Raw genomic sequence first — 24,255 nt, 5'->3', positions numbered from 1 at the left:
TATGTTCGCAAACGAAAGGAAGGCATATGCGGGCCGTCCCGATCCGATTCCTCTGCGCCGCGGCCTGCGTGCCGCTGGCCTGCCTGGCGGCGCCGCAGGATGCGCCGCCGGCGCCGGCGCCGACCGACCAGCCGGCGCAAGCCGCCCAGCCCGATATCGAACCCGAAGCAATCTCGGCCCTGTCCGCCATGGGCGCCTACCTGCGCACCCTGCCCTCTTTCGAAGTCCTCGGCCGCGCCACGACCGAGACCGTAATGGACGACGGCATGAAGCTGCAGTTCGACAGCACATCCAACCTCAAGGTACGCCGCCCCGACCGCCTGCAGGTCGACATCGCCAATGACCGCAAGCAGCGCCAGATTTTCTATGACGGCAAGTCGGTGACCGTCTACGGCCCGCGCCTCAAGTACTACGCCACCGTCACGGCCCCGCCGACCCTGCGCGAGACCGTCGATGCGCAGGGCGCGAAGTACGGCATCGAACTGCCGCTGGCCGACCTGTTCTATTGGGGCACGGAGCAGGCGCCGGTATCCGACATCCGGGCGGCGCACTACATCGGTCCGGCGACGGTCGGCAGCCTGAAGGCCGAGCACTATGCCTACCGCCAGGAAGGCGTCGACTGGCAGGTCTGGATCCAGGCCGGCAAGACGCCGCTGCCCCTCAAGCTGGCGATCACCGCCAGCGCGGAGCCGGGCGAGCCGACCCATACGGCGTGGCTGCGCTGGAATCTCGCGCCGCGCTTTACCGATGCCACTTTCTCCTTCCGGCCGCCGTCGGGCGCGATGAAGATCGCGCTGCAGACGGCCGACGGCAAGGTCGCGTCCATCAAATGAACCAGGGAGACCCCATGCCGCTCACTCCAGGACATCGGCGCGTCATCGGTGTGCTGCTCGCGCTGGCCGTCGTCGTCGTCGCGTACGAGGCCGCAGCCCAGCGTGGCGCGGGACGCGTCGGCGGGGCGGCGGTCAGCCGCAGCGCAAGCGCCCACGTGCAGCGCGGCGCCTATGGCGGGGATTACCACGCCTCGCGCAGTGTCAGCCGCACCTCGGTCAACGGCTACGGCAACGTCAACCGCAACGTCAACGTCAACCGCAACATCAATGTGGACGTCGACCATGATTACTACCGCCCCGGCGCGGGGCTGGCGGTGGCCGGCGCGGTGGCTGTGACGGCGGCCGCGATCGGTTCGGTGGCGTATTCGATTCCGCCGTCCTGCGTGACGGTGGTCCGGGCCGGCGCCACCTACCAGCAGTGCGGCAGCACCTGGTACCAGCCGCAGTATGCGGGCACCAGCGTGAACTATGTCGTGGTCGCGCCTCCGGGGTGAGTCCATGGCGGCGAACACCAGGCACGCCTGGGCTGCGGTGCGCTGGCCAACCATATCTGGTCGTTCGCCGGCCACGACGACCGGCCGAACGTCAGCGCCACCTTCCTCCAGCCCTTCCTCAGCTATACCACGAGGGATGCGTGGACCTTCGGCATCAACACCGAATCGAGCTACGACTGGAAACAGGAACAATGGTCGGTGCCGGTCCATTTCACCGCCAGCAAGCTGCTCAGGTTCGGCCGGCAACCGGTGTCGATCGGCGGCGGCCTGCGCTACTGGGCCGACAGCCCGGGCGGCGGGCCGCGCGACTGGGGCGTGCGCCTGAGCGTGACCTTCCTGTTCGCCAAATAGCGCGCCGGGCGCACACGCGCCAGCCAGGCCGGCGCGCGAGCCGGCCGGCCTGGCGCCATGTTCAGAACAGGTAAGAGAACGCGATCCCCACCGTCCACTGGTCGGCGTCCCCGCGCCCCTGCACCACTGGGCTGTCCTTGGCATCGTCGAGCAGCCGCTCGTAACGTCCACCCACCGTCATCAGCCATTCCGGGTTCAGCTGGGTCGTCAGGCTGAAGGGAATCTTGATCGAGGTAACCGACGGGTCGGGATCATAGGCCACGCCAAGGCGCTCCGGATACAGGAAGTCGTCGCCCCCGCCGACACCGAAATACCTGCGGTTGAAGTCGTTACTGGCGAAGAACAGGCCAAAGCCTATGCTTCCGATCAGTTGCATGCCGGCGACCGGCTGCGGGAAGGGGTGGACGTAGTTGACGCGCACATTGCCGGTGGCGCCGTCGTACACATTATTGGTGTTGCCGACCACGTCGGCGCTGAACACCAGCTTGTGCATCGGCTGGCCTTGCGTCAGCGGCATATGATAAGCAACGAAGGCGCCGACCTCGGTGGCCGTAGCGACGGGGCGCATGCGCGAGACGATCTCGTCGTCGACATCGTCGTCGCGCCGCATGCGCCAGCGCAGCAACGGACCGGCGCGCCAGTCCTTGCGCGGCAGCAGGTTGGCCATGATCTCGGGACCGAGCACCCGCACGTAGCGATCGGATCCGAAGTTGTAGTGCAGCACCGGCGCGACGGCGGCCTGGTAATCGGACGAGCCGTAATAGTCGGGGACCGCGAACACCCCGAGGCCCACCAGGTTGCGTTCTTCGAGCAACTCGACCGGGAGCACGTCTTGCGCGCTGGCGAGCGGTGAACAGAGCAGCGCCGCGGCAATGGCCAGGCTACGAGGGCTGGGCGTGGACGTTTTCATGGCTGACCTCTTTTGGCTAGGGTTGGAACATCGGTGGCCGCCCCGGCGCCATCCGCCGGTGCGCTAGGCACTGCTGATGGTATGTAGACAGTCGTCGCCGCGTTTTGTGCCGCTGCGCGCCAGGAACGTCCTTGCCCGCCGCACCCTGCAACGCGCCGGTACGACCAAGGTCCACTACGGCGAGATCCGGCGTGAGGACTATGATCGGGACTGGCTCGGGTGGAAGGCACCGAAGCCGGGACGAGCCGGAACGGCTGGCGGCAATCGCCGCCATCCGGACCTTCCTCCCCTGTTTCCCGGACCACGACCCGGTCCGCGAACGCGAACTGGCCGAGCAGGAACGCGACGGGGCGCAGCCCGTCCAGGCTGCGCCCCGCGATTCCGGTTGAAGATCAGGAGAAATTCAGGCGAACGCCAGTTCGACGCGTGGCCGGGTGGCCGGCGGCAAGGGGCGTTCCGGCAGCGCCACCGATGGCGGCGGCGCGATCGGACCGATCTCGATATCCGGATGGTGCGTGTTGAAGAAGAAGTTCAGCATCGGATGGCGCGCCTCAGCCCAGCGCTGCTGGAAGGTGGCGATCTCGAACGCCATGACGCGGTGGGGGATATTGCCCACGTGACGCAGCGGCACCAGACCCAATTCAGGGAACACGTCGACGAACATCAGCTGATCGTATTGCTTGTCCACGGGTGGACGGCCAGTCGCCACCGAATAATCGATCGCGTTGTCTTCGCAATACATGAAGCAGGCCTTGACCAGTGCAATCTTGACCATGCGGCCAACCCGGCCCTCGTCGATTCCGAGGCGGGTCGCCTCCACCAGGCGCTTGTCCTGCAGCCAGTCGGGCAGGACGATCGACTCTTCCACGCCCAGCGGGCGGTAGAGATTGGTGCGGATGCGGGTGCTGCCGATCGGCGTGCCGTCCAGCTTGGACTCGGCCAGCAGGACGATGGTGTCGGCATCATAGTCGGCCGCCTCCGGCTGCGCCAGGCTGCGGGCGAAATCCGGAACGTGGCGGGCATAGGCGGCGTGCCGGATGCGCACGGCCTTGAGTAAATCCGCTTCGGTTTCTACCCGGCGGACAGTGAACGGCAAACGCTCGATCGCGCCTCCAGCGACCGGTGCGCGCGCGGTGCGCGGACGGGACGCTTTCGAGGGGTTGAACACAGCTGCTGGAAACAGCTCCATGGCGGTACTCCTGGGTTGATAAGATTGAAACAGGGTTGGTCTGGATCAAATTATCAATCCGCTCACAGAAAATCGAACCGTTGAGCAGGCGTGCTTTTAGCCCTCTATTTGCTAGTAAGTACACTAGTGGTTTTATGACAAAGTTGTCGGTTTTGCCCAACCAACTACCATAAGTTAACAGAATATTGCTTTACATCAACCGCGCCGTTCCTGACACGCGGATCGATCCACCCGCCTCTTCGCCGATTTCGGCTGTCAAACGCGAACGCGCGCCCATGTCTTCACCCTGGACGATCTCGACGCGTCCGCCATGCGGCCAGCCGAGGTCGCGCAGGTAGCCGGCCAATGCCGCGGTGCCGGCGCCGGTGGCCGGATCTTCGTAGACGCCGCCCGAGGCGAAGGGATTGCGGGTGTGGAACAGCTGCGGTTGCTCGGCCCAGGCCAGCACCACCGTCACCAGGCCGTGTTCCAGCATCAGCGCCCGGCCGGCGTCCAGGTCGTAGTGCATCGCCGCCAGCAGCGCGCGGCTCGACAGCGCCAGCACCAGGTGGTCGGCCCCGCCGTGGGCCAGCGCCGGCGGAATGCGCGGATCGAGATCGGCCCGGGTATAGCCGAACAGCGCCAGCGCCGCATCGACCAGCGTCGCGTCGGCCGTTTTGCTGCGGGTCGGCGGCGACTGCAGCGCCGCATGCACCCGTTCACCGTCGCGTCGGCCTTCGACCGTGATGCTGGCCGCGTTCAGGGTCAGCGCATAGCGGCCGTCGCCACGGGTGCGGGCCAGCGCGGCGCCGAGGGCGATGGTCGCGTGGCCGCAGAAAGGCACCTCGGATTCGGGCGAAAAATAGCGCACGCGCCAGGCCTCGCCTTGCGGCGCGGCGAAGGCGGTTTCGGAAAACCCGACCGCGTGGGCGATCCGGGCCATCTCGGCGGCCGGCGGCAAGGCGGCGCCGATCCAGACCCCGGCCGGGTTGCCGCCCTGGCCGTTGTCGTCGAAGGCGGCGATGCGCTGGATGTCGTTCAGGTCCATGGAAAACTCTCCTTGTGAATGCACGCGACGCTAGCGCCGCGCCCCTTCGATCTTGGGCAACAACGCCGCCATGATGCCCAGCAGCGGCAGGAAGGACGCGATCCGGTACACCTGGTCGATGCCGTGAATGTCGGCGATATGGCCCATGGCCGCGGCGCCCACGCCGCTGATGCCGAACATCAGGCCGAAGAAGATGCCGGAGATCAGGCCGACCTTGCCCGGCACCAGCTCCTGGGCGAAGACCACGATGGCCGAGAAGGCCGACGACATCACCAGCCCGATCACCACCGACAGCACGCCGGTCCAGAACAGGTTCGCGTACGGCAGCGCGATGGTGAACGGCGCCGCGCCCAGGATCGAGAACCAGATCACGCGCTTGCGGCCGATCCTGTCGCCGATCGGGCCGCCGGCGAAGGTGCCGGCGGCGACCGAGGCCAGGAACAGGAACAGATACAGCTGGGCGGTGCCCACCGGCAGGTGGAACTTATCGATCAGGAAGAAGGTGTAATAGGTCTGCAGGCTGGCCATGTAGATGTACTTGGAGAACACCAGTAGCGCCAGCACCACCAGGGCCTGGATCACCTTCTTGCGCGGCAGCTTTGGTCCGGCGTGCTGCGCGGCCTTCTTGACCATGTTCATCAGGTGGTTGCTGTACCAGCGGCTCACGCCCACCAGCACCGCCACCGCGACCAGCACCAGCAGCATGAACCAGGCGATCTCGCCCTGGCCGCGTCCGACCACGATGGCCGCCGCCAGCAGCGGACCGAGCGCCGAGCCGGCGTTGCCGCCGACCTGGAATAGCGACTGGGCGAAGCCGAAGCGCCCGCCCGAGGCCAGGCGCGCCACGCGCGAGGCCTCGGGGTGGAAGGTCGAGGAACCGACGCCGATCATCGCGGCCGCGGTGAGCAGCATCGGGAAGCTGTTGGCCCAGGCCAAGAGGCCCACGCCCACTAGGGTCACGCACATCCCGGCCGGCAGCAGGAAGGGAATCGGACGCTTGTCGGTGTACAGGCCGATCCAGGGCTGCAGCAGCGAGGCGGTGCACTGGAAGGTCAATGTGATCAGGCCGACCTGGGTAAAGGTCAGGTTGAATTCATGCTTCAGGAGCGGATAGATCGACGGCAGCACGGCCTGCACGCAGTCGTTCAGCAGGTGAACGAAGGCGACCGAGAACAGGATTTGCATGACAGTGCCGGAAGCGGCGGGGGAAATCGTGGAAGGTGAAGACGGTGATGTGGACATGGGACGACGGACTCGAATTGCGTCAACGCGGTATGGACAATCCAGCAGCATATGCCAAATTGGGCATTTGCGTGCGATCGGGTGTGTTCCCGGAACACCCATATCGTCGCCTTCCCACCTACTTTCGCACGTCGTTATCTCCACTGGAGATAACGACTTCCCGCGCAGGCGGGAACCCAAGTTGGTACGCGCACCACTTAAAGAGATCGAAGTGGCGGCGCAATGGACTTGGGTTCCCGCCTGCGCGGGAACGACGGGTTTGAGCTAACGAAAGAACAACGCCTTCTTACTTCACCGGCACCAGGCGAATCGCCTGTCCGCCGCCAGGCGCCAGCACCATCTTGATGGTGTCGGCACTGGTGACGTTGCGCTTCTCGATCGCGATGTCGAAGCGGCGCTTGTCGTCGCGGTAGTCGGCGTTGTCGCCGTCGCGGTAGATCTCGGCCACGTAGGTCTTGCCGGCGTCCAGGAAGTCCAGCTTCAGGTCCAGGGTGCGGCGGGTGCCATCGGTCACCGAGCCGACGTACCAGGCGCTTGACGCGCGGTCCTTGCGCACGATGGTCACGTATTCGCCCACCGCGCCATGCGGCACGCGGGTGTCTTCCCAGTCGGCCGGCACGTCCTTGATGAACTGGAACGGGCCCGGATAGCGCTCGTAGTGCTCGATCAGGTCGGCCGCCATCTGCACCGGCGAATAGATCACCACGAAGTTGGCCAGCTGCTTGGCCTGCGTCGAGTTGAATGGCCGCTTGTCCTTGCCTTCCAGGCTCAGGATGCCCGGCGTGTAGTCCAGCGGGCCGCTGAGCATGCGGGTGAACACCAGATTGGCCTCGTGGTCGACCGTGTTGACCGGATTGCCCCAGGCGTTGTACTCGACGCCGCGCGCGCCCTCGCGCGAGATCCAGTTCGGATACGTGCGGCGCAGGCCGGTGTCCTTCACCGGTTCATGGGTGTTGATCGCGATCTTGTAGCGCGCCGCCTCCTCGACCACCTTCTGGTAGTGGCGCACGCCCTCCTGCGAGTCGGTGTAGCCGAAATGGACCTTGCCGTTCTTGCCCATGAACTGGGCCGCGCCGCCGTCGGTCACGTAGCCGGTCTTGATGCTGTCCACGCCGTGCTTGGCATACAGCTTGAACGCCGCGTCCATCTGCTTTTCGTAGTGCGCGACGTTGCCGCCGGTCTCGTGGTGGCCGATCAGGTGCACGCCCTTCTTGCGGCCATAGTCCGTCACGGCGGCGATGTCGAAGCTCGGATGCGCCTTCGTGAAATCCATGTCCAGACCATTGCCGGCCCAGTCGCTGTCCCAGCCCGGGTTCCAGCCCTCGACCAGCACGCCGCGAAAGCCATGCTTGGCCGCGAAATCGATGTAGCGCTTGGTGTAGTCGGTGGTGGCGCCGTGTTTCACACCCGAGGCCCACGACTTGGTTTCAAGGTGCATGTCCCACCACACGCCGACATATTTGGACGGTTTGACCCAGGAGACGTCGCCCAGCTTGTTCGGCTCGTTCAGGTTCAGCACCAGGTTGGACATGTACAGGCCCGCCGCATCGTCGGCGATCTGCATCGTGCGCCATGGCGTGGTGAAGGCGCCGGTGCGCACCACCGGGTTGCCGGTGGCCGACGGGGTCAGGTGCGCGCGCAGGCGCTGGCCCTCGACCCGGCGCAGCCACATCGAGGCATAGTCGACCAGGGCCGCCTCGTGGAAGGCGATGTGGGTGCCGTTCTCCATGCGCACCGTCATCGGGGTGTTGGCCATGCCCACTTCACGTAGCGGCGACTTCTGGATCGGGTATTCCAGCGCCCAGACTTCGCCGGCCTGCTGCCACCAGGCGGTGGCGGGTTGGGCCACCACGAACTCGGTCAGCTCGTCGGCGATGTGCGTGGCGCGGTTGTTCGGCAACTTGGGGAACTCGTAGCGAAAGCCCAGGCCATCGTCGAACACGCGGAACACGATCGCCAGGCGGCGGCCGTCGTTCTTCTTCACGTCCACTCGCATCTGGCGGTAGTGGTTGCGCACCGTGCGGCGCTCGCCCCAGGGCTGTTCCCAGGTGCTGTCATGGTCGGTGACCACCTGGCGCTCGATCTTGAAACCCGAGTCCAGCGGCTTGTCGCTGCCGAGCACGAAGCCCAGGCGCGATGGCGCGATCACCTGCTGGCCCTTGCGTTCGACCTGGTACGACAGGCGACCGTCCGGCGCGACCTGCACCGACACGTTCAGCACCTTGCCCGGCGACTCGACGCTCGCGCTCATCGCTTCGGCAGCGAAGGCGCTGCTGCTCACCACCATGCCCAGCACCACGCAGCAATGCGTGGCCAGGCTGGCATTCATGAATCTGGAAACCATATTTCTCCCTTGTTTACTGCTTTGATTACTGCTTTGATTACTGCTTTGATTACTGCTCAAAACTTGTAGTTGATACCCGCCGAGTAGGTGCGCCCGAAGTTGACGGTGTTGGTGTACACCTTCGGATCGCTGGTGTACTCGCGGAACGGTTCGTTGGTCAGGTTATGCCCTTGCAGGAACACCGACCATCCCTGCAGCATGCCGGACTGGAAATCGTAGGACACCTGGGCGTCGGCAATCGTCTCGCCCTTAATGAAGGTGAACTGCGATTCGCTGCGGTAGTCGAGGATCTGGCCGATGAAGCTCGAGCGGCGGTAGGCCGCCAGCGACACCTGCAGGCCGTGCTTCTCGTAGTACAGGCGCAAGCTGGTCACGTTGCGCGACAGGCCAGGCAGGCCGATCTCGGACACCGCGCCATTGAACACCGGCGCATTGCTGCCGGTGACGAAGGCGCTGGTCGGCAGGCGCACCGAGGAGTCGGTATGCGAATGGTTCACCTGCACGCCGAAGCCGTCCAGCGCATTCACGACCAGCCCGAACGGCAGGTTGGCCGACAGCTCGATGCCGCGCATGATGCCGCCCTCCCCGTTCTGCGGCATGGTCAGGAAGCCGATCGTCGAACCGGCATACTGGCCGGTGGCCGGCAGCGGCGTGCTGGCGCTGGTGTACTGGGCGAAGTCGAACATCTGCGGCGCATTGATCACGTAGTTGTCGAGCTTCTTGTAGAACAGCGCGGCGCTGACGTAGCCCTTCTTGCCGAAGTATTTTTCGTACGACAGGTCGAGCGCGCGCGCTTCGTAGGGCTTGAGTTCCGGATTACCGGCAAAGCCAGTCAGCGCCGGGTCCTCGGCGGTGGCGCTCTGCAGGCCGAAGTTCATGCTGGCCTTCAGGTTGTCCAGGTTGGCGCGCGAGACCTGTTTGCCGGCGCCCAGGCGCAGCAGCTGGTCGTTGCCCAGGTCGAAGGTCAGGTTCAGGCTGGGCAAGACCTTGGTGTAGTCGATGCCGCCGGTCTTGACGACCGCCGGGCAGGTCTCTAGGGTGATGCCGGTGCAACCGGCCAGGTCGACCTGGTTGCCGCTGGCCCGCTGGCGGGTGTCGACCACCTGCACGCCGATATTACCGCTGTACGGCAGCGACATCAAGGTGCCATCGAGTTCGCCCATCAGGTAGGCGGTGCTGACCTTTTCGCCTACCGTCCAGTCGCGCGCCAGCACGGTGGCGTCGACCCAGCGGTTCAATTCATACAGCGAGCCCAGGCTGCCGGTCGGGTCGAACGAGGCCACCGGGATGCCGGTCGGGCCGGCGACCTCAAGGCCGCTGCCCGGCATCGGGATGCTGGCATAGCCGTCGCCGCCGCGCACCGACAGCCGCCCCTCCTCGCCCAGGCGCGACTTGTCGCGCTTGGTGTAGTTGACGCCGAAGCGCATGGTGGCCAGCGGCCCCCAGTCGGTATCGCGTTCGGCCGACAGGCGCACCGCCTGCACCTTGTCGTCGATGGTCGGCAGCGCCAGGTAGCCGGCCTGCGGCGACAGCGGGCCGCCGCCCCAGCCGGCGACGTCGGTCAGCACGGCCACGTTGCGGTCGGCATAGTTCAGGCTCGGGTTATAGCGCACGTCGGCGAAGTTGCTGCCATTGAAGCCGCTGTAGCTGATCGAGCCGAGCTGGCTTTCGGGCGTGTTGCCCGGCTGGCCGGCCATGGTCTCGAAATTGCTGATGCGTTTGGTGCCCTTCGAGTACGACAGGTCGTTCACGATGCGCCACTCGCCTACCTTGAGCTCGTTGTTGACGCCAAGTGACAGCAGGCGGTCCTTGTTCGAGAACAGGTGGTTGCGCACGTCGCCCTTGTAGTTGCTGAAGGTGCCGGCGGTGACGATGCCGTTCTCGATGGTGGCGTCGGTCAGCACCGCGTTGGGATCGTAGATGCCGGTGCCGCCGACGATCGCGCCTTCAAGGCCGGTCTTCTTGGTCGCCTCTTCGCCGCGCGAGTAGAACGCATCGAAGGTCGAGCGGAACTTGTCGTTGGGGCGGAACTGCAGGGTGACCGAAGCGCCGTCGCGCTCGGCCTTGCGGCGCGAGGTCTCGGCCATGAAGCCGTTGATCGCCTTGACGGTCTGGCCGTTGTAGTCGATGTCGGCGGTGTTGGCGCCCCAGCTGTCGAATTTGAGTTCGCCGCCGTTGTCCTGCTTGAACGAGGTCAGGCCGACCGACAGGCCCAGCTTGCGGCCGAAGTACTGGTCGACGTAGGTCAGCGTCTTGCGGTGGCCCGAACCGAGGTCGGAGCCGGAACCGAAGCCGATGCGCTCCTTGCGCGCATTGGCTGCGAACATGCGCTTGCCGAAGTCGAGCGGACGCAGGGTGCGCAGGTCGATGGTCGAGGCCAGGCCCTGGCCGATCAGGCTCGCGTCCGGCGTTTTGTAGACCAGCACGCTGCCGGTCAGCTCGGACGGGAACAGGTCGAATTCGGGACTGCGCGCATCGCTGGTCGAGGCCTGCTCGCGGCCGTTGAGCAACGATCCATTGAAGGTCGGCGACATGCCGCGCACGCTGATCTCGGTCGCCTTGCCGTTGACCTTGCTGCGCTGGGTGGTCACGCCCGACAGGCGCGAGATCGACTGGGCGACGGTGGTGTCGGGGAGCTTGCCGATGTCTTCGGCGGAGATGGCTTCGACGATCGAGGTGGCGTTGCGTTTGATCTCGATGGCGGCCTCGATGCCGCGCCGGATGCCGGACACGTTGACGGTGGCGAACGGCGCCTCGCCCGTGACCGTGGCCGCGGGCCGGACCGCGTCCTCGGGGTCCTGGGCGCCGGCTTCCTGCGCGTGCAGGGGCGCCGCCATCAATAGCAGCGCACAAGCGCCTGCAATAGGATTCAACCGCGGATGCAACTGCAAAATCTGGCGCCGCGCGCCGTCCGGACCTGTCGTCATGTCTGTCTCCTGATTATATTTATTCCAACTTGGTGTTGGTTGGGTGCGATGGTCCAATATCGCGCGGGCCGGGTCAACGCATGAGCTGAAGCGAATCTGAAGATTCGCCAAAGCCCTGCCGGTACGCCGCACTGGTAAACTCGCGCCATGAAAATTCTCATGATCGAAGACGATCTCGCCATCGGCCAGGCGCTGTTGTCGGTATTCCAGGACGAGGGCCACTCGGCGGTCTGGCTGCGCCTCGCGGCCGACGCCGAGGCGCGCATCCGCGGCGAGGCCTTCGACGCGGTGGTGCTCGACCTCGGCCTGCCCGACGGCGATGGCAACGATGTGCTGCGCGCCCTGCGCGCCGACGGCGTGCGCCTGCCGGTATTGATCATCAGCGCGCGCGACAGCCTGCAGGAACGCCTGAAAGGCTTCGACCTGGGCGCCGACGACTATTTGATCAAGCCGTTCGAAATCCCCGAGCTGCTGGTGCGCCTGCGCGCCATCGTGCGCCGCAGCCACGGCACGCTGGAAGAAAACCTGTGGACGGCGGGCGAGATCGTGCTCGACGAGAACCGCATGGCGGTCACGCGCGGCGGCCAGCCGGTGACCCTGTCGAAGACCGAGTTCGCGCTGCTGCTGACCCTCATGAAGCAGGCCAACCGGGTATTGACGCGGGTGGAGCTGGAACGGCGCGCGCTACCAGCTGGCGAGGGGCAAAGCCAGACCCTGGACGTGCACATCTTCAACCTGCGCAAGAAGATCGGCGAAGGCGTGATCCGCACCGTGCGCGGCGTCGGCTATATGGTGCAGCAGGATGCTTAGGCGGCTGGCGAACCGGCCGTCATCGCTGTTCCAGCGCCTGATGTTCAGCTTCGCGGGCGTGATCCTCGGCGTGGCCATCATCGGCCTGGTATGGGTGTTCCTCGAGGCCAAGGCTACCCAGCGCAGCCGCACCTTCAGCGAAAACAAGGCGCACACCGCCAATATCCAGGCCCACCTGTCGGACGTCGGCCCCGATACGCAGCGCATGCTGCCGGTGCTGGCGGAGATCGAGGCCAACCGCGTGCGCATGTTCCAGGAACTGGACTACCACTCGCATGTGCGCGTGCGCGTCTGGCTGCACGGCCGCCTGATCTACAACTCGGCCCCGCAACTGCCCGACCGGCTGCCGGAAGTCGCCACCCGCGACGCCTATGCCTGGGTACGCTGGGAAGCGCACGACGAGATTCAGGGCATCGTGGTCGAGCGCAGCCACGAAGTCGACGACGAATGGATGTTTTCGATTGGTGGCGTCGGATTTTTGCTGTCCTCGACCATCTTCAGCCTGCCGCTGCTCCTGATTCCGGCCTGGCTGATCGTCGGCATCGGCCTGCGTCCGCTGCGTTCGATCGCATCGAGCATCGCCCAGCGCTCGGACGCCGACCTGACGCCCCTGCCGGACTCCACCTACCGCGAACTGTCGCCGCTGGTGGACGCGATCAACGGCCTGATGGCGCGACTGTCGCAGCGCATCGAACACGAACACGAATTCCTGACCGACGCCGCCCATGAGCTCAAGACGCCGCTGGCGGCGATCCAGATCAATGCCCACGTGCTGCTCAGCCGCGCCGGCAGCGAGATGGCCGAACGCTGCGCCGAGCCGGCCGCTGGCCTGCGGAGCGGCGTGGCGCGCGCCACCCACACCGTGCACCAGCTGCTGGCCCTGGAGCGGGCGCGCGCCGAGCCGCAGGTCGATCATCCCCGCCCGCAGACCGACGTCGCCGAGTTCGTGCGCGACCGGGTGGCCGCGGCGGCCCACCTGGCGGTGCAGCGCAATATCGAGATCGAGTTCCATGCCGATGCCGACGGCAGCCTGCCGCTGCACCTGGAAAGCATGGCGTCGGCGGTCGACAACCTGATCAGCAACGCGATCAAGTATTCGCCGCAGGACAGCCGCATCGCGGTGCGCCTCTCCCGCATCGGCCACATCTATCGCCTGGCGGTCGCCGACCAGGGACCGGGCATTGCGCCGGACCTGCGCGACAAGGTCTTCGAACGCTTCTACCGGGTGCCGGGGCAGGAGCAATCGGGCAGCGGCCTGGGCCTCGCGATCGCCGAACGGGGCGCTGCGCGCAATGGGGGCATCATCGTGTTGTCGGATGGCGAAGGTGGACGGGGGTTGACGGCGACGATCGAGTTCGCTGGCGCTGTGGCTTGATCATGCGATTCGGCCCGCGCCGCCCGCACGTCGTTCCCGCGCCTCTCGCACGTCGTTCCCGCGCAGGCGGGAACCCAAGCTTGCATGATCCGCCGGCACGGTCCACGCAGCCGGCTGCGTGAAGGACTTGGGTTCCCGCCTGCGCGGGAACGACGTGTCGAAGGTGCGGGCAGCGGGTGGATGTCGTCAGCCCGCCAGGAACGGCAGCACGCGCGCGAGCAGCAGTTCGGGCGCTTCTTCCGCGATGTAGTGACCGCAGGGCAGCGCCCCGCCCTGCACATCGTCCGCCACGCGTTCCCACTCCTTTAGCGGATCGAAGCAGCGCCCCACCACGCCCTGATCGCCCCACAGCGCCAACAGCGGCATCCGGAGCTTTCGCCCTTCCTCGCGATCGAGCCGGTCGTGTTTCAGGTCGATGCCGGCCGCCGCCCGGTAATCCTCGCAGATGCCGTGCGCCGTGCCCGGCAGCGCCAGGCAGCGCTGGTATTCGCTCAGCGCGCGCGGATCGAACGGGGCCAGGCCGGCGCTGCGCTTGCCCATCACGTCGCGCACGTAGGCCGCAGGATCGGTCTCGATCAGGCGCTCGGGCATGGGCGCCGGCTGGATCAGGAAGAACCAGTGCCAGTAGGCGCGCGCGAACGCTTCCGATGTCTGTTCGTACATCGCCAGGGTCGGCGCGATATCCAGCAATGCCATTCGCTCGACCGCCTGGGGATGGTCCAGCGCCAGCCGGTGCGCCACGCGCGCGCCGCGGTCGTGGGCCAGCACCCTGAAGGTCTCGAAGCCGAGGACGCGCATGACGGCCAGCGCATCGAGCGCCATCGTGCGCTTGCTGTAGTTGGCGTGGTCGGCCGCTCCTTGCGGCTTGCTCGAGTCGCCATAGCCACGCAGATCGCAGGCGACCACGGTGAAGCGTTCGGCAAGCCGGGGCGCGACCTTGTGCCAGATCGCGTGGGTTTGCGGGTGGCCGTGCAGGAGCAGCAAGGGCGGGCCGGAGCCGCCGGTGATGGCCTTGATCGAGACCGATGGCGCCACGTCGACTTGCAGGGAACGAAAATCCGGGAATAACGCTGTCATAGTGACTTTCTGATGATGAATTCGCGTTCGGCGCGCTCCATGCGCGCCCGCCGCTCGGCCGCCAGCGCGGCCTGTTCCACCCGCAGCCGCGCGCCGTAGCGGATCGAGCCCACGCCCGCCGCGAACACGCCGAGCGCGAGCGCCGGGAAGAAGAAATCGGCGGAGTCCAGTCCATCGACATAGGCGATCGCTCGCTCGGGCTGGCGCGGATGATGGCGGATCGTGATCCGGTCGCCTGGCTGGCGCTTCTCGAAGCGCGCCTGGATGACGGCGCGCGACGGGTCGCAGGCGGCCTCGGTCATGAGCGACGTGGCGCTGCGGCGCGATACGAACTGCTGGCCATCCACTTCGTAGCGGTAGGTCATCTTGATGCACCAGCCGGGCGATTTGCCGCGCCGCTCGTATAACGCGCTCTCGACCACCTCCGCGCTGGCCTTCGGCCAGGATCGCGCATCGAACTTGTCGTGGATGCGCAGCGCCATCCAGATCGCCAGCGGCACCGCGAGCACGATCAGGAACCAGCCCAGGAGTACCTGGAACTGGGGATCGTGCGGGATGGCGGGTTCGGTGGATGGCTGCGTGCTCATGAACGGCTACTGTAGCACGGGCTCGCCGACTGGCTGCCACTGGGCAACTGCTGAATATTCTCGATGATTAAGTGGCAATAATTTCGCCTGCAGATGACGTCACGCCCCTTGCATGAGCTTTGATTATGCCTCCCACATGTTCTTACATAGACCTGACATTTCGATAATTGTTGTAAAGACGCACGGTGGCGGTTTTAACGAATTGACACCATGAATGGTGCTGCGCAGTATGGACCGGAGGCAACCGCCTCGCCCTTTCCCAGGACCACCGCCGTAGAACAAGAAAAGGAATCAGCACCATGCAGAAAGCCAGGACGGAAAAAACAGCACTAGCCCTTGCCATCGCCGCGCTGTGCGCGGGCGTCGCCCATGCCCAGGAGGCCGCGCCCCAGGCCGAGACGGCCAGCAATGCCGCCACGGTGGTGGTCACCGGCACCCGCGTGGCCAACCGCACCGCGCTCGACACCGCCGCGCCGGTCGACATCATCTCGTCCGAGACGCTCAAGAATGCCGGCAGCACCGAGATGAACCAGGCGCTGTCGATGGCCCTGCCTTCGCTGAACTTTCCCCGGCCCTCGCTGACCGACGGCACCGACACCATCCGCCCCGCCACCCTGCGCGGCATGGCGCCGGACCAGACCCTGGTGCTGGTCAACTCCAAACGCCGCCACGCCTCGTCGCTGGTCAATGTGAACGGTTCGATCGGCCGCGGTTCGGCGGCGGTCGACCTGAACACGATTCCCACTGCGATCGTGAAATCGGTCGAGGTGCTGCGCGACGGCGCTGCGGCGCAATACGGCTCGGACGCGATTTCGGGCGTGGTCAATATGCGCCTGCGCACCGACCGCGATGGCGGCGAAGCGAGCGTGACCTATGGCGCGCGCAAGTCCGAATACGATCTGTGGAACGACGCCGTGCCCGCTGGCGGCACCTGGAGCGGCCCGGATTCGCGCAAGCGCACCGACGGCCAGACCGCCACCGTCAGCCTGTGGAAAGGCCTGGCCCTGGGCGAATCGGGCTTTCTGACCATCGCCGCCGAATACCGCGACCAGAACCGCACCGAGCGTGGCGGTTACGATATGCGCCAGCAGTATCCGCGGGTGAATGGCGGCTTCGATCCGCGCGAGAACACGATCGATCGCTTCAACGCCTGGACCGGCGAGCCGGACCTCGACCAGGCCACGCTGTTCGCCAACGCCGGCAACAACCTGGGCGGCGGCGTCAAGGTCTATGGCTGGGCGAGCTACCAGAACCGCGACGCCACCTCGTCCGGCTACTTCCGCCCGCCGCAAGATGCGCGCAACGTCCTGTCGATCTATCCGGACGGCTTCCTGCCGCTGATCTCCCCCACCGTCAAGGACTTCTCGATGACGGGCGGCGTGACCTGGCAAGCGGGCCAGTGGGACATGGACGCCTCGCTCGGCTACGGCAAGAACAAGATGGAATACACGATCGAGAACACCCTGAACCGCTCGCTGGGGGCCTCCAGCAAGACCGAGTTCTATGCCGGCGGTTATTCGTACGACCAGGCCGTGTTCAACCTGACCGGCGTGCGCGGCATCGAGCTGGCATCGCTGTCGTCGCCGCTGAACGTGGCGGTGGGCGTCGAGGCGCGCCGCGAAGGCTATGAGCTGTTCGCCGGCGAAGAGCAGTCGTGGAGCTATGGCGGCGAGGTGCTGCCCAACGGGACGCCGGCGGCGCCGGGCGCCCAGGTGTTCCCGGGATTCCGCCCGGCCAACGAGGTTGACGCCCACCGCAACGCGGTCGGCGCCTTCATCGATCTCGAAGCCAACATTACGCCTGAACTCCTTGCCTCGGCCGCGGTGCGCGCCGAAAAATATTCCGACTTCGGCAATAGCGTGGCCGGCAAGCTGGCGCTGCGCTACGACTTCAACAAGGCTTTCGCGCTGCGCGGCGCGATCCAGAACGGCTTCCGCGCGCCATCGCCGCAGCAGCAGCACTTCACCGCGACGTCCACCAACTTCATCAACGGCATCCCTTACGAGATCACGACCTTCAAGCCGTCCGACCCGGTCGCGGTGGCCCTCGGCGCCAAGCCGCTCGACGCCGAGGAATCGGTCAACGCCTCGCTCGGCGCCGTGCTGCGCCTGGGCGGCGTGAGCGTGACGGTCGACGCCTACCGCATCGACATCGACGACCGCATCATCCTGTCCGAGAATCTCACACAAACCAATGTGCGCAACTACATCGCCAGCCAGGGCTTCATCGGCGTGGGCGGCGGACGTTTCTTCATCAACGGCGTCGACACCACCACCAAGGGCGTGGACGTGGTGATCAACTGGGCGCACAACGCCGGCGCGGCGGGCCGCTTCGACTTTACGCTGGCCGGCAACTACACCGACACCGAGGTGACCAAGGTGCCGGTGACCGAACAGCTGTCGAACCTGAGCCCTTCCCCGATCCTGTTCGATCGCGTCAACGTGCTCTCTCTCGAGAAGGGCCAGCCGAAGAACAAGATCAGCGCCAACGTCAACTGGAAGCTGGGCCAGTGGGGCGCGACCCTGCGCGCCACGCGCTATGGCGAGGTGCTGTCGCCGGGCACCACGGCGGCCTTCGACTTCGAGCTAGGCGCCAAGACCGTGGTCGACCTGGAGGGACGCTTGGCCGTCACGCCGAAGCTGACCCTGGCCCTGGGCGCGGACAACGTCTTCGACCAGTACCCGGAAACGCTGCCGCCGGCGCTCAACACCACGGGCAATACGCCGTTCTCGACCTATGCGCCGTTCGGGCGTTCGGGACGGTATATCTACGGGCGCGCGACCTACGCGTTCTGATCCGGGACACGGCATGGGCGGCAGCCGCTCGCGGCCCTGCCGCCCATCAGTGTGGAATCGCACCGTTGCTCAATAGAACGACCCAGTAACGGCAGAGCTGGTATGATGTTTCCATAAGACAATGCTCATTGTCATAATGAAATCATTCCCTCTCAAGCGAAAGTAATCATGCTGGCTCACGACGATGTCGCGCAGTGGCGCGCACGTGTTTTCACGTCATTGATGTCCGTCGTCCTGGTGCTGGCCCTGATCGCGGCAGTGCCCAGCGCGGCGCTGGCGGTCTACCGCGACCTCCCCGCGGTGGCCCTGATGGACACCGCCGCGCTGGCGTGGATCCTGGCGATCTGGCGCATGGATCGTCTGGCCTACCGGACCCGCGTCCTGAACTTCCTGGCCATGCTGTACGGCGTGGGCATCGGTTCGATGCTGGCTGCCGGTGCGATCGGCCTGTTCTACCTGCTGGCGGCCCCCGCGCTGGCCGCCGTCCTGCTGGGTACGCGGCAGGCAATCGCCGCGCTGGCGCTCAGCGCCGCCACGCTCATGGTGCTCGGCCTGACCGGACAGACCGACATCCCGGTCGGCCACTACGCACACGACTCCCTCCCCAGCGTGCTGATCCTGACCCTGAACTTCACCTGCGTCGGCGGCCTGATCACCCTGAGCTGCGGCACCCTGCTCAAAGGCCTGGCCGGCTCGCTCAAGGACGTGCGCACCGTGGCCGGTTCGCTGGAAGAAGGCCAGAGCCTGCTGCGCGCGATGAACGGCGAGCTGCGGCTGACCTCCGCCGCGCTGGCGGGCCTCAACGAGATGGTATTGATTGTCAAGGTGGACGACCGTCCCGGCGCCATCCAGCCCATCATTTTCGCCAACCGGGCCTTCGAGCGCCGCAGCGGCTATCGCGCCGACGAGATAGTCGGGAGCAGCATGCGCATGCTGGACGGGCCAGACACCGATCCGGCAGTGGTGGCGCGCATTGTCGAGGCCATGGGCAGGCGCGAGCCGGTATCGGCCGAGCTGGTGAACTATTCGAAGACGGGCGAGCCGTACTGGGTCGAGATCGACATGGTGCCGTTCGCCGGCGCAGGCGGGCCGATCACCCACCTGGTGGTGGTGGGACGCGACATCACTGAGCGTCGCCGCTCGGCCGACGCGATCGAGCAACTGGCCTTCTTCGACGTGCTTACCGGCCTGCCGAACCGGCGCCTGCTGATGGAGCGCCTGCACGCGCTGGTCGAGGGCGCGCACGCAGGCCGCGGGCTCGGCGCGGTGCTGTACATCGACCTTGACAACTTCAAGAGCGTCAACGATGCGCGCGGCCATGCCACCGGCGACGCCCTGCTCAAGCACGTCGCCTCTCACCTGGTTGGCGCGGTGCGCGAAGGCGACACCGTAGCCCGCCTCGGCGGCGACGAATTCGTCATCCTGGCCGCGAATCTCGGCGGCGACAACGCGGCCGCCACCGCCGCCGCCCTGGCCCTGGCACAACAGGTCGGCAAGGCGCTGCGCCTTCCGGCCGTCATCGACAACCAGGTCTACCATTCGTCGGGCAGCATCGGCGTCGCGCTCCCGCTGCGCCCAGGCCAGACCGTGCACGATCTGCTGCGCGAAGCCGATACCGCGATGTACCACGCCAAGGCGGCGGGCCGCAACGGCGTTGCGCTGTTCGAGACCACGATGCTGGCGGCGGCCGAGAACGTGCTGATGCTCGAGCGCGACCTGGCCCATGCCCTGGAGCGCAACGAACTGGCGCTGCACTTGCAGCTGCAGGTCGATCCCGCCGGCGCGCCGGTCGGCGCCGAGGTGCTGCTGCGCTGGCGCCGCGCCGACGGCGTGCTGGTGCCGCCCGACGTCTTCATCCCGGTCGCCGAGGAGACCGGCCTGATCGTGCCGCTCGGCGAATGGGTCCTGCGCCAGGCCTGCATAGCCTGGCGCGACCTGGAATGCGCCGGTCATGCGTTGCCGCTGTCGATCAACGTCAGCCCGCGCCAGTTCCGCCAGAGCGATTTCGTCGCCATGGTGCGCGCGGTGGTCCAGGAGACGGGTGTTCCGCCGCAGCAGCTGATTTTCGAAGTGACCGAAGGCCTGCTGGTGGATGACATCGACGACACGGTGAGCCGCATGCATGAACTGGCGCAGTTGGGGATCCGCTTCTCGATCGACGACTTCGGCACCGGTTACTCGAACCTGGCCTACCTGCGCAAGATGCCGCTGTACGAACTCAAGATCGACAAGGGCTTCATCCGCGACATGCCCGACGACAGCAACGGCACCGCCCTCGTGCAGTCGATCCTGGCGATGGCGGGCCAGCTCGGCCTGCGGGTCGTGGCCGAAGGCATCGAGACCTCGGAGCAGGCGCGCTTTTTGGCGGAACATGGACAGCCATTCATGCAGGGCTACCTGTTCTGCCGGCCGATGCCGCTGCCGGACCTGATCGAACGTCTCGCAAGCGCTGAGGCCGAGGCGGGCGCCGCCGACGCCGTGGTCTAGCGTTCCAGCACCTCGCCCAGTCTGCGGGCGAGGAAGTCCACCAACGCCGCCACCCGCGGCGCCAGCGCGCCCTGCTTGTAGAACACGGCCCATACGGGCTGGGTCCACGGCAGGGTCTGCTCCTCCAGCAGCGGCACCAGGCGCCCCGCCTCGATGTCGGCGCGCACCAGGAATTCCCCCATCGACCCGATGCCCGCCCCGTGCAAGGCCAGGTGGCGCACCGTCTCGCCGCTCGAGGCCAGCACCTGCGGCGTGACGGTCCAGCCCTCGCCGCCGGCATGCAGCAGCGGCCAGGTATTGAGCGAGGCCGGCGCCGTGAAGCCCACGGTGCGGTGCAGCGCCAGCTCGGCCGGCTCGCGCGGCACGCCGTATTTGTCGATATAGGCGGGCGCCGCCACCACCCTTAGCTTGCCGGTACCAAGGCGCCGCGCATTGAGCGTCGAATCGGGCAGCGCGCCGATGCGGATCGCCAGGTCGGCCCGCTCCTCGATCAGGTCGACATAGGTTTCGCCGCTGGTCAGTTCCAGCTGGACCAGCGGATACGCCTCCAGGAAATCGGGCAGCAGCGACGCCAGCAAGTGGTCGAAGGCCGGCGTCGACGCATTTACCCGCACCAGGCCCGAAGGCTGAGAACGGCGCGCCTGCGCCTCGGCCTCGGTATTGGCCAGGTCGCGCAGGATGGCGCGGGCGCGCTCGAGCAGCCAGGCGCCTTCCTCGGTCAGCTGAAGGCGCCGCGTCGTGCGGCGCATCAGCGTCATGCCGAGACTATCCTCCAGCCGCGAAATGGTGCGCGAGACGCCCGACGGGGTCTGCCCCAGGCGCTCGGCGGCGGCCGAGAACGAGCCGGAATCTATGACGGCAACAAATACAATCATGCCATCCACATCGATCATTATTGACTCCAACTCAAAAGTCCATTGTATAGCGGCCTATTTTTCCTTGCATCTGGGCACGGCACACTGCATGCCTGCCTCAACCCTGCCATGTAAAGACACAAGCAACAAGGAGAATCGCATGCCACTCGCACTCTGGGCGCTTACATTGAGCGCCTTCGCCATCGGGACGACCGAATTCGTGATCGTCGGCCTGATCCCAACTGTTGCCGCCAGCCTGGGCGTATCGGTGCCCTCGGCCGGCCTGCTGGTCAGCCTGTACGCGCTGGGCGTGGCCATCGGCGCGCCGGTGCTCACTGCCCTCACTGGAAAAGTGCCGCGCAAGCACCTGCTGCTCGGCCTCATGGTCCTGTTCACCCTCGGTAACCTGGTGGCCTGGATGGCGCCGAACTACGAAGCCCTGATGGCCGCGCGCGTGCTTACGGGCCTCGCGCACGGCGTGTTCTTTTCGATCGGTTCGACCATCGCCACCAGCCTGGTGCCGAAGGAAAAAGCCGCCAGCGCCATCGCGCTGATGTTCACCGGTCTCACCGTGGCGCTGGTCACCGGCGTGCCGCTCGGGACGTTCATCGGCCAGCACTTCGGCTGGCAGGCCACCTTCCTGGCCGTGTCACTGCTGGGCGTGATCGCCGTGATCGGCAGCGCCATCCTGGTGCCGTCGGATATCGCTGCTAGCCGCCCATCGAGCCTCCTGACCCAGCTCGCGGTGCTCAAGAAGCCGCGCCTGCTGCTGGTATACGCCATGACCACGCTCGGCTATGGCGGCAGCTTCATCGCCTTTACCTACCTGGCTCCGGTGCTGCAGGAGGTCTCGGGCTTCGCGGCATCCACCGTCAGCCTGGTGATGCTGGTGTACGGCGTCTCGGTCGCGGCCGGGAATATCTGGGGCGGCAAGCTGGCCGACCGCCATGGTCCGGTGCCCGCGCTGCAGATCGTGTTCGCCCTGCTGGCCGTGGTGCTGCTGGTGCTCACGTTCACCGCGCCGAGCAAGACGCTTGTCCTGATCACGGTGCTGGCCTGGGGCGCGGTCGCCTTCGGCAACGTGCCCGGCCTGCAAGTCTATGTGGTGCAGCGCGCCGAACGCGATGCGCCGCAGGCGGTGGATGTCGCCTCGGGCCTGAACATCGCCGCCTTCAACGTCGGCATTGCCCTCGGCGCCTGGGGCGGCGGCCTGATCGTCGCCCACCTCGGCCTGATGGCCACACCGTGGATCGGCGCCCTGGTCGTCGTCGGCGCCCTGCTGCTCACCACCCTGGCCGGCTGGCTCGACCGGCGCGAAGGCGTGCCGGCCAAGGCGGCCGTGCGCAGCGCCGTCGCCACCCACTAACTCAACGAAAAGGACACACCATGAACATGCCACAACTCGGCCTCGGCACCTTCCGCCTGCAAGGACAAGCCGCGATCGACTCGGTCGCCACCGGTCTGGAACTGGGCTACCGCCACATCGACACCGCCCAGATCTATGGCAATGAAACAGAGGTCGGCCAGGCGCTGGCGGGGTCGGGCGTGCCGCGCCGCGAGGTCTACCTGACCACCAAGATCTGGACAGAGCACCTGCCCGCCGACAAGCTGGCCGCCAGCCTGAAGGACAGCCTGCGCAAGCTGCGCGTCGAGCAGGTCGACCTGACCCTGATCCACTGGCCCTCGCCCGGCGCCGCCGTCCCGGTGGCCGAGTCGATGCAGGCCTTGCTGGCAGCGCGCGACGCCGGCCTCACCGGCGCGATCGGCATCTCGAACTTCCCGGTGGCCCTGATGCGCGAGGCGATAGCCGCCGTCGGCGCGGACAATATCGCCACCAACCAGGTCGAGCTGCATCCCTATCTGCAGAACCGCAGCGTGGCGGACTTCGCGCGCGCGGCCGGCATCCAAGTCACCGCCTATATGCCGCTGGCCTATGGCAAGGTGATGAGCGACCCGACGATCGGGGAAATCGCGCGCCGCCACGGGGCCACGCCGGCCCAGGTGACCCTGGCCTGGCTGCTGGCCAAGGGCTATGCCGTGATCCCGTCGTCGACCAAACGCGACAACCTGGCCGGCAACCTGCGATCGCTCGGACTCGTGCTGGGCCAGGAGGACAGCGCCGCCATCGATGCGCTCGACGATGGCGCTCGCCTGGTCAGTCCCGACTTCGCCCCGGCCTGGGACTAATTACCGATCGAGCTCGGGATAGCGGCGGAAGATGCCTTCCTCGTTGAAGGGGATGCGCCGGTCGGACGCGAGATAGGCGGCGATGTTCGGCCGCGCAGCCACCCGGTCGCGCAGGCCGGTGAGCACCGGATGCTCCTGTTCGATCTTCTTCATCGCATTCGGGAAGGCATAACGCAGGCCCTCGATGACTTGGAACAGCGACAGGTCGGCATAGGTGATCTTGTCGCCCGTGAGATAGTCGCGCGGCTCGGGGTTGGACAAGAGGCGCGCGAAATACGCCATGAACTTGGGGATACGCGACTCGACGAAGTCGGCCGAGCGGCGCAGCGCCTCGGGTTTCTGGTCTTCGTAGTACAGCGCGGACGCGATCGGGTGATGGGTGTCGTGGGCCTCGGTCACCAGGTCGGCGATGGTCAGCTGCAGCTGGTGCACCCACAGGCGGCCCGGATCGGTGCGCGGCGCCAGGCCGTGCTGCTCACCCAGGTAGAGCAGGATGTTGGCCACCTGGCCGATGACCAGCTCGCCCGCCTTCAGGAAGGGCGGCGCGAAGGCCGGATACTCCTCGACGTCGAGCGCCGCCATCAACAGGTCGACGCCACCCTCGCGGCGCGCCACGTCGACGTAGTCGGCGCCCGCTTCTTCCAGCGCCAGGCGGACGAATTCGCCGCGTCCCTGGATGCTCGGCCAATAGAACAGTTCATACGCCATCTGCTTCCTCCATTGCTGGTTGGTTCCGGCGCATTATCGATGATGAATGAAGAAGCGT

Annotated in this window: 19 protein-coding genes; 9 read left to right on the top strand and 10 right to left on the bottom strand. The window is 66.4% G+C overall.

What is annotated here, in order from left to right:
* The first annotated feature begins 26 nt into the window (after nucleotides 1–26).
* The 3 genes from AC3A6F_RS07000 (at nucleotide 27) to AC3A6F_RS06990 (ending at nucleotide 1,678) form a co-directional block, all read left to right on the top strand.
* The gene (locus AC3A6F_RS07000) at nucleotides 27–833 is read left to right on the top strand and encodes a DUF2092 domain-containing protein (protein ID WP_487679241.1); all 807 of its coding nucleotides are present in this window, start codon (nucleotides 27–29) and stop codon (nucleotides 831–833) included.
* Between the two features lie 14 nt (nucleotides 834–847).
* On the top strand, nucleotides 848–1,327 hold the full coding sequence (locus tag AC3A6F_RS06995) for a hypothetical protein (RefSeq protein WP_487679239.1): 480 nt from the start codon (nucleotides 848–850) through the stop codon (nucleotides 1,325–1,327).
* 198 nt (nucleotides 1,328–1,525) lie between these two features.
* Complete coding sequence (locus tag AC3A6F_RS06990) at nucleotides 1,526–1,678, top strand: hypothetical protein (RefSeq protein WP_487679237.1); 153 nt, start codon at nucleotides 1,526–1,528, stop codon at nucleotides 1,676–1,678.
* Nucleotides 1,679–1,739: 61 nt separating this feature from the next.
* On the opposite strand, the gene AC3A6F_RS06985 is transcribed toward AC3A6F_RS06990, so the two are convergent.
* The 6 genes from AC3A6F_RS06985 to AC3A6F_RS06960 all read right to left on the bottom strand — a co-directional run bounded on the left by AC3A6F_RS06985 (nucleotide 1,740) and on the right by AC3A6F_RS06960 (nucleotide 11,317).
* Nucleotides 1,740–2,588, bottom strand: coding sequence for a MipA/OmpV family protein (locus tag AC3A6F_RS06985; RefSeq protein WP_487679235.1), 849 nt, complete (start codon nucleotides 2,586–2,588; stop codon nucleotides 1,740–1,742).
* 403 nt (nucleotides 2,589–2,991) lie between these two features.
* Nucleotides 2,992–3,777 carry a hypothetical protein gene (locus AC3A6F_RS06980; protein WP_487679234.1) on the bottom strand — a complete coding sequence of 262 codons (786 nt, stop codon included), beginning with the start codon at nucleotides 3,775–3,777 and terminating at the stop codon, nucleotides 2,992–2,994.
* A gap of 190 nt (nucleotides 3,778–3,967) precedes the next feature.
* Nucleotides 3,968–4,804, bottom strand: coding sequence for a PhzF family phenazine biosynthesis protein (locus tag AC3A6F_RS06975; protein WP_487679232.1), 837 nt, complete (start codon nucleotides 4,802–4,804; stop codon nucleotides 3,968–3,970).
* A gap of 30 nt (nucleotides 4,805–4,834) precedes the next feature.
* Nucleotides 4,835–5,989 (bottom strand): MFS transporter, encoded by a 1,155-nt coding sequence (locus AC3A6F_RS06970; RefSeq protein WP_487679230.1) that lies wholly within the window; start codon nucleotides 5,987–5,989, stop codon nucleotides 4,835–4,837.
* A 343-nt stretch (nucleotides 5,990–6,332) separates the two neighbouring features.
* A complete protein-coding gene (locus AC3A6F_RS06965) occupies nucleotides 6,333–8,390 on the bottom strand; it encodes a glycoside hydrolase family 97 protein (protein ID WP_487679228.1) in 2,058 nt (685 codons plus the stop codon).
* A gap of 56 nt (nucleotides 8,391–8,446) precedes the next feature.
* The gene (locus AC3A6F_RS06960; protein ID WP_487679226.1) at nucleotides 8,447–11,317 is read right to left on the bottom strand and encodes a TonB-dependent receptor; all 2,871 of its coding nucleotides are present in this window, start codon (nucleotides 11,315–11,317) and stop codon (nucleotides 8,447–8,449) included.
* 159 nt (nucleotides 11,318–11,476) lie between these two features.
* On the opposite strand from AC3A6F_RS06960, the gene AC3A6F_RS06955 reads away from it, so the two are divergent.
* Both AC3A6F_RS06955 and AC3A6F_RS06950 read left to right on the top strand, forming a co-directional pair.
* Nucleotides 11,477–12,127, top strand: coding sequence for a response regulator transcription factor (locus AC3A6F_RS06955; RefSeq protein WP_320475877.1), 651 nt, complete (start codon nucleotides 11,477–11,479; stop codon nucleotides 12,125–12,127).
* Nucleotides 12,120–13,502, top strand: a complete 1,383-nt coding sequence (locus tag AC3A6F_RS06950) for an ATP-binding protein (protein WP_487679224.1) — start codon at nucleotides 12,120–12,122, stop codon at nucleotides 13,500–13,502. Before AC3A6F_RS06955 ends, AC3A6F_RS06950 begins: the two co-directional genes overlap by 8 nt.
* A gap of 186 nt (nucleotides 13,503–13,688) precedes the next feature.
* Here the strand turns inward: AC3A6F_RS06950 and AC3A6F_RS06945 are convergent, their stop codons facing one another.
* Both AC3A6F_RS06945 and AC3A6F_RS06940 read right to left on the bottom strand, forming a co-directional pair.
* Complete coding sequence (locus AC3A6F_RS06945) at nucleotides 13,689–14,579, bottom strand: alpha/beta fold hydrolase (RefSeq protein WP_487679222.1); 891 nt, start codon at nucleotides 14,577–14,579, stop codon at nucleotides 13,689–13,691.
* Nucleotides 14,576–15,166 (bottom strand): DUF3592 domain-containing protein, encoded by a 591-nt coding sequence (locus tag AC3A6F_RS06940; protein WP_487679220.1) that lies wholly within the window; start codon nucleotides 15,164–15,166, stop codon nucleotides 14,576–14,578. Before AC3A6F_RS06940 ends, AC3A6F_RS06945 begins: the two co-directional genes overlap by 4 nt.
* A gap of 299 nt (nucleotides 15,167–15,465) precedes the next feature.
* Between AC3A6F_RS06940 and AC3A6F_RS06935 the strand changes: the two genes are divergently transcribed.
* Together AC3A6F_RS06935 and AC3A6F_RS06930 are read left to right on the top strand one after the other, a co-directional pair.
* Nucleotides 15,466–17,961 (top strand): TonB-dependent receptor plug domain-containing protein, encoded by a 2,496-nt coding sequence (locus AC3A6F_RS06935; protein WP_487679218.1) that lies wholly within the window; start codon nucleotides 15,466–15,468, stop codon nucleotides 17,959–17,961.
* A gap of 168 nt (nucleotides 17,962–18,129) precedes the next feature.
* Complete coding sequence (locus tag AC3A6F_RS06930; RefSeq protein ID WP_487679216.1) at nucleotides 18,130–20,448, top strand: putative bifunctional diguanylate cyclase/phosphodiesterase; 2,319 nt, start codon at nucleotides 18,130–18,132, stop codon at nucleotides 20,446–20,448.
* Here the strand turns inward: AC3A6F_RS06930 and AC3A6F_RS06925 are convergent.
* Complete coding sequence (locus AC3A6F_RS06925) at nucleotides 20,445–21,323, bottom strand: LysR family transcriptional regulator (RefSeq protein ID WP_487679214.1); 879 nt, start codon at nucleotides 21,321–21,323, stop codon at nucleotides 20,445–20,447. The genes AC3A6F_RS06930 and AC3A6F_RS06925 overlap by 4 nt on opposite strands.
* A gap of 139 nt (nucleotides 21,324–21,462) precedes the next feature.
* Here AC3A6F_RS06925 and AC3A6F_RS06920 point away from each other — a divergent pair, with 139 nt between their 5' ends.
* Together AC3A6F_RS06920 and dkgB are read left to right on the top strand one after the other, a co-directional pair.
* On the top strand, nucleotides 21,463–22,668 hold the full coding sequence (locus tag AC3A6F_RS06920; RefSeq protein ID WP_487679212.1) for an MFS transporter: 1,206 nt from the start codon (nucleotides 21,463–21,465) through the stop codon (nucleotides 22,666–22,668).
* Nucleotides 22,669–22,688: 20 nt separating this feature from the next.
* Nucleotides 22,689–23,489: a 2,5-didehydrogluconate reductase DkgB gene (dkgB, locus tag AC3A6F_RS06915; protein ID WP_487679210.1), complete on the top strand. Its 801-nt coding sequence runs from the start codon at nucleotides 22,689–22,691 to the stop codon at nucleotides 23,487–23,489.
* Here the strand turns inward: dkgB and AC3A6F_RS06910 are convergent, their stop codons facing one another.
* Nucleotides 23,490–24,197: a glutathione S-transferase gene (locus tag AC3A6F_RS06910; RefSeq protein WP_487679209.1), complete on the bottom strand. Its 708-nt coding sequence runs from the start codon at nucleotides 24,195–24,197 to the stop codon at nucleotides 23,490–23,492.
* Nucleotides 24,198–24,255 lie beyond the last annotated feature (58 nt).

The sequence above is a fragment of the Massilia sp. Soil_C_3 genome (assembly GCF_057657035.1).
Note: the sequence above shows the minus strand (reverse complement) of the source record. Positions and strands in the feature narration are given on the sequence as shown.

What these genes read in the sequence shown, in the direction of transcription:
- AC3A6F_RS07000 (WP_487679241.1), top strand. Translation starts at nt 27, where the DNA reads ATGCGGGCCGTCCCGATCCGATTCCTCTGCGCCGCGGCCTGCGTGCCG.
- AC3A6F_RS06995 (WP_487679239.1), top strand. Translation starts at nt 848, where the DNA reads ATGCCGCTCACTCCAGGACATCGGCGCGTCATCGGTGTGCTGCTCGCG.
- AC3A6F_RS06985 (WP_487679235.1), bottom strand. Translation starts at nt 2,588, where the DNA reads ATGAAAACGTCCACGCCCAGCCCTCGTAGCCTGGCCATTGCCGCGGCG.
- AC3A6F_RS06980 (WP_487679234.1), bottom strand. Translation starts at nt 3,777, where the DNA reads ATGGAGCTGTTTCCAGCAGCTGTGTTCAACCCCTCGAAAGCGTCCCGT.
- AC3A6F_RS06975 (WP_487679232.1), bottom strand. Translation starts at nt 4,804, where the DNA reads ATGGACCTGAACGACATCCAGCGCATCGCCGCCTTCGACGACAACGGC.
- AC3A6F_RS06970 (WP_487679230.1), bottom strand. Translation starts at nt 5,989, where the DNA reads ATGCAAATCCTGTTCTCGGTCGCCTTCGTTCACCTGCTGAACGACTGC.
- AC3A6F_RS06965 (WP_487679228.1), bottom strand. Translation starts at nt 8,390, where the DNA reads ATGGTTTCCAGATTCATGAATGCCAGCCTGGCCACGCATTGCTGCGTG.
- AC3A6F_RS06960 (WP_487679226.1), bottom strand. Translation starts at nt 11,317, where the DNA reads ATGACGACAGGTCCGGACGGCGCGCGGCGCCAGATTTTGCAGTTGCAT.
- AC3A6F_RS06955 (WP_320475877.1), top strand. Translation starts at nt 11,477, where the DNA reads ATGATCGAAGACGATCTCGCCATCGGCCAGGCGCTGTTGTCGGTATTC.
- AC3A6F_RS06950 (WP_487679224.1), top strand. Translation starts at nt 12,120, where the DNA reads ATGCTTAGGCGGCTGGCGAACCGGCCGTCATCGCTGTTCCAGCGCCTG.
- AC3A6F_RS06945 (WP_487679222.1), bottom strand. Translation starts at nt 14,579, where the DNA reads ATGACAGCGTTATTCCCGGATTTTCGTTCCCTGCAAGTCGACGTGGCG.
- AC3A6F_RS06940 (WP_487679220.1), bottom strand. Translation starts at nt 15,166, where the DNA reads ATGAGCACGCAGCCATCCACCGAACCCGCCATCCCGCACGATCCCCAG.
- AC3A6F_RS06935 (WP_487679218.1), top strand. Translation starts at nt 15,466, where the DNA reads ATGCAGAAAGCCAGGACGGAAAAAACAGCACTAGCCCTTGCCATCGCC.
- AC3A6F_RS06930 (WP_487679216.1), top strand. Translation starts at nt 18,130, where the DNA reads ATGCTGGCTCACGACGATGTCGCGCAGTGGCGCGCACGTGTTTTCACG.
- AC3A6F_RS06925 (WP_487679214.1), bottom strand. Translation starts at nt 21,323, where the DNA reads ATGATTGTATTTGTTGCCGTCATAGATTCCGGCTCGTTCTCGGCCGCC.
- AC3A6F_RS06920 (WP_487679212.1), top strand. Translation starts at nt 21,463, where the DNA reads ATGCCACTCGCACTCTGGGCGCTTACATTGAGCGCCTTCGCCATCGGG.
- dkgB (WP_487679210.1), top strand. Translation starts at nt 22,689, where the DNA reads ATGAACATGCCACAACTCGGCCTCGGCACCTTCCGCCTGCAAGGACAA.
- AC3A6F_RS06910 (WP_487679209.1), bottom strand. Translation starts at nt 24,197, where the DNA reads ATGGCGTATGAACTGTTCTATTGGCCGAGCATCCAGGGACGCGGCGAA.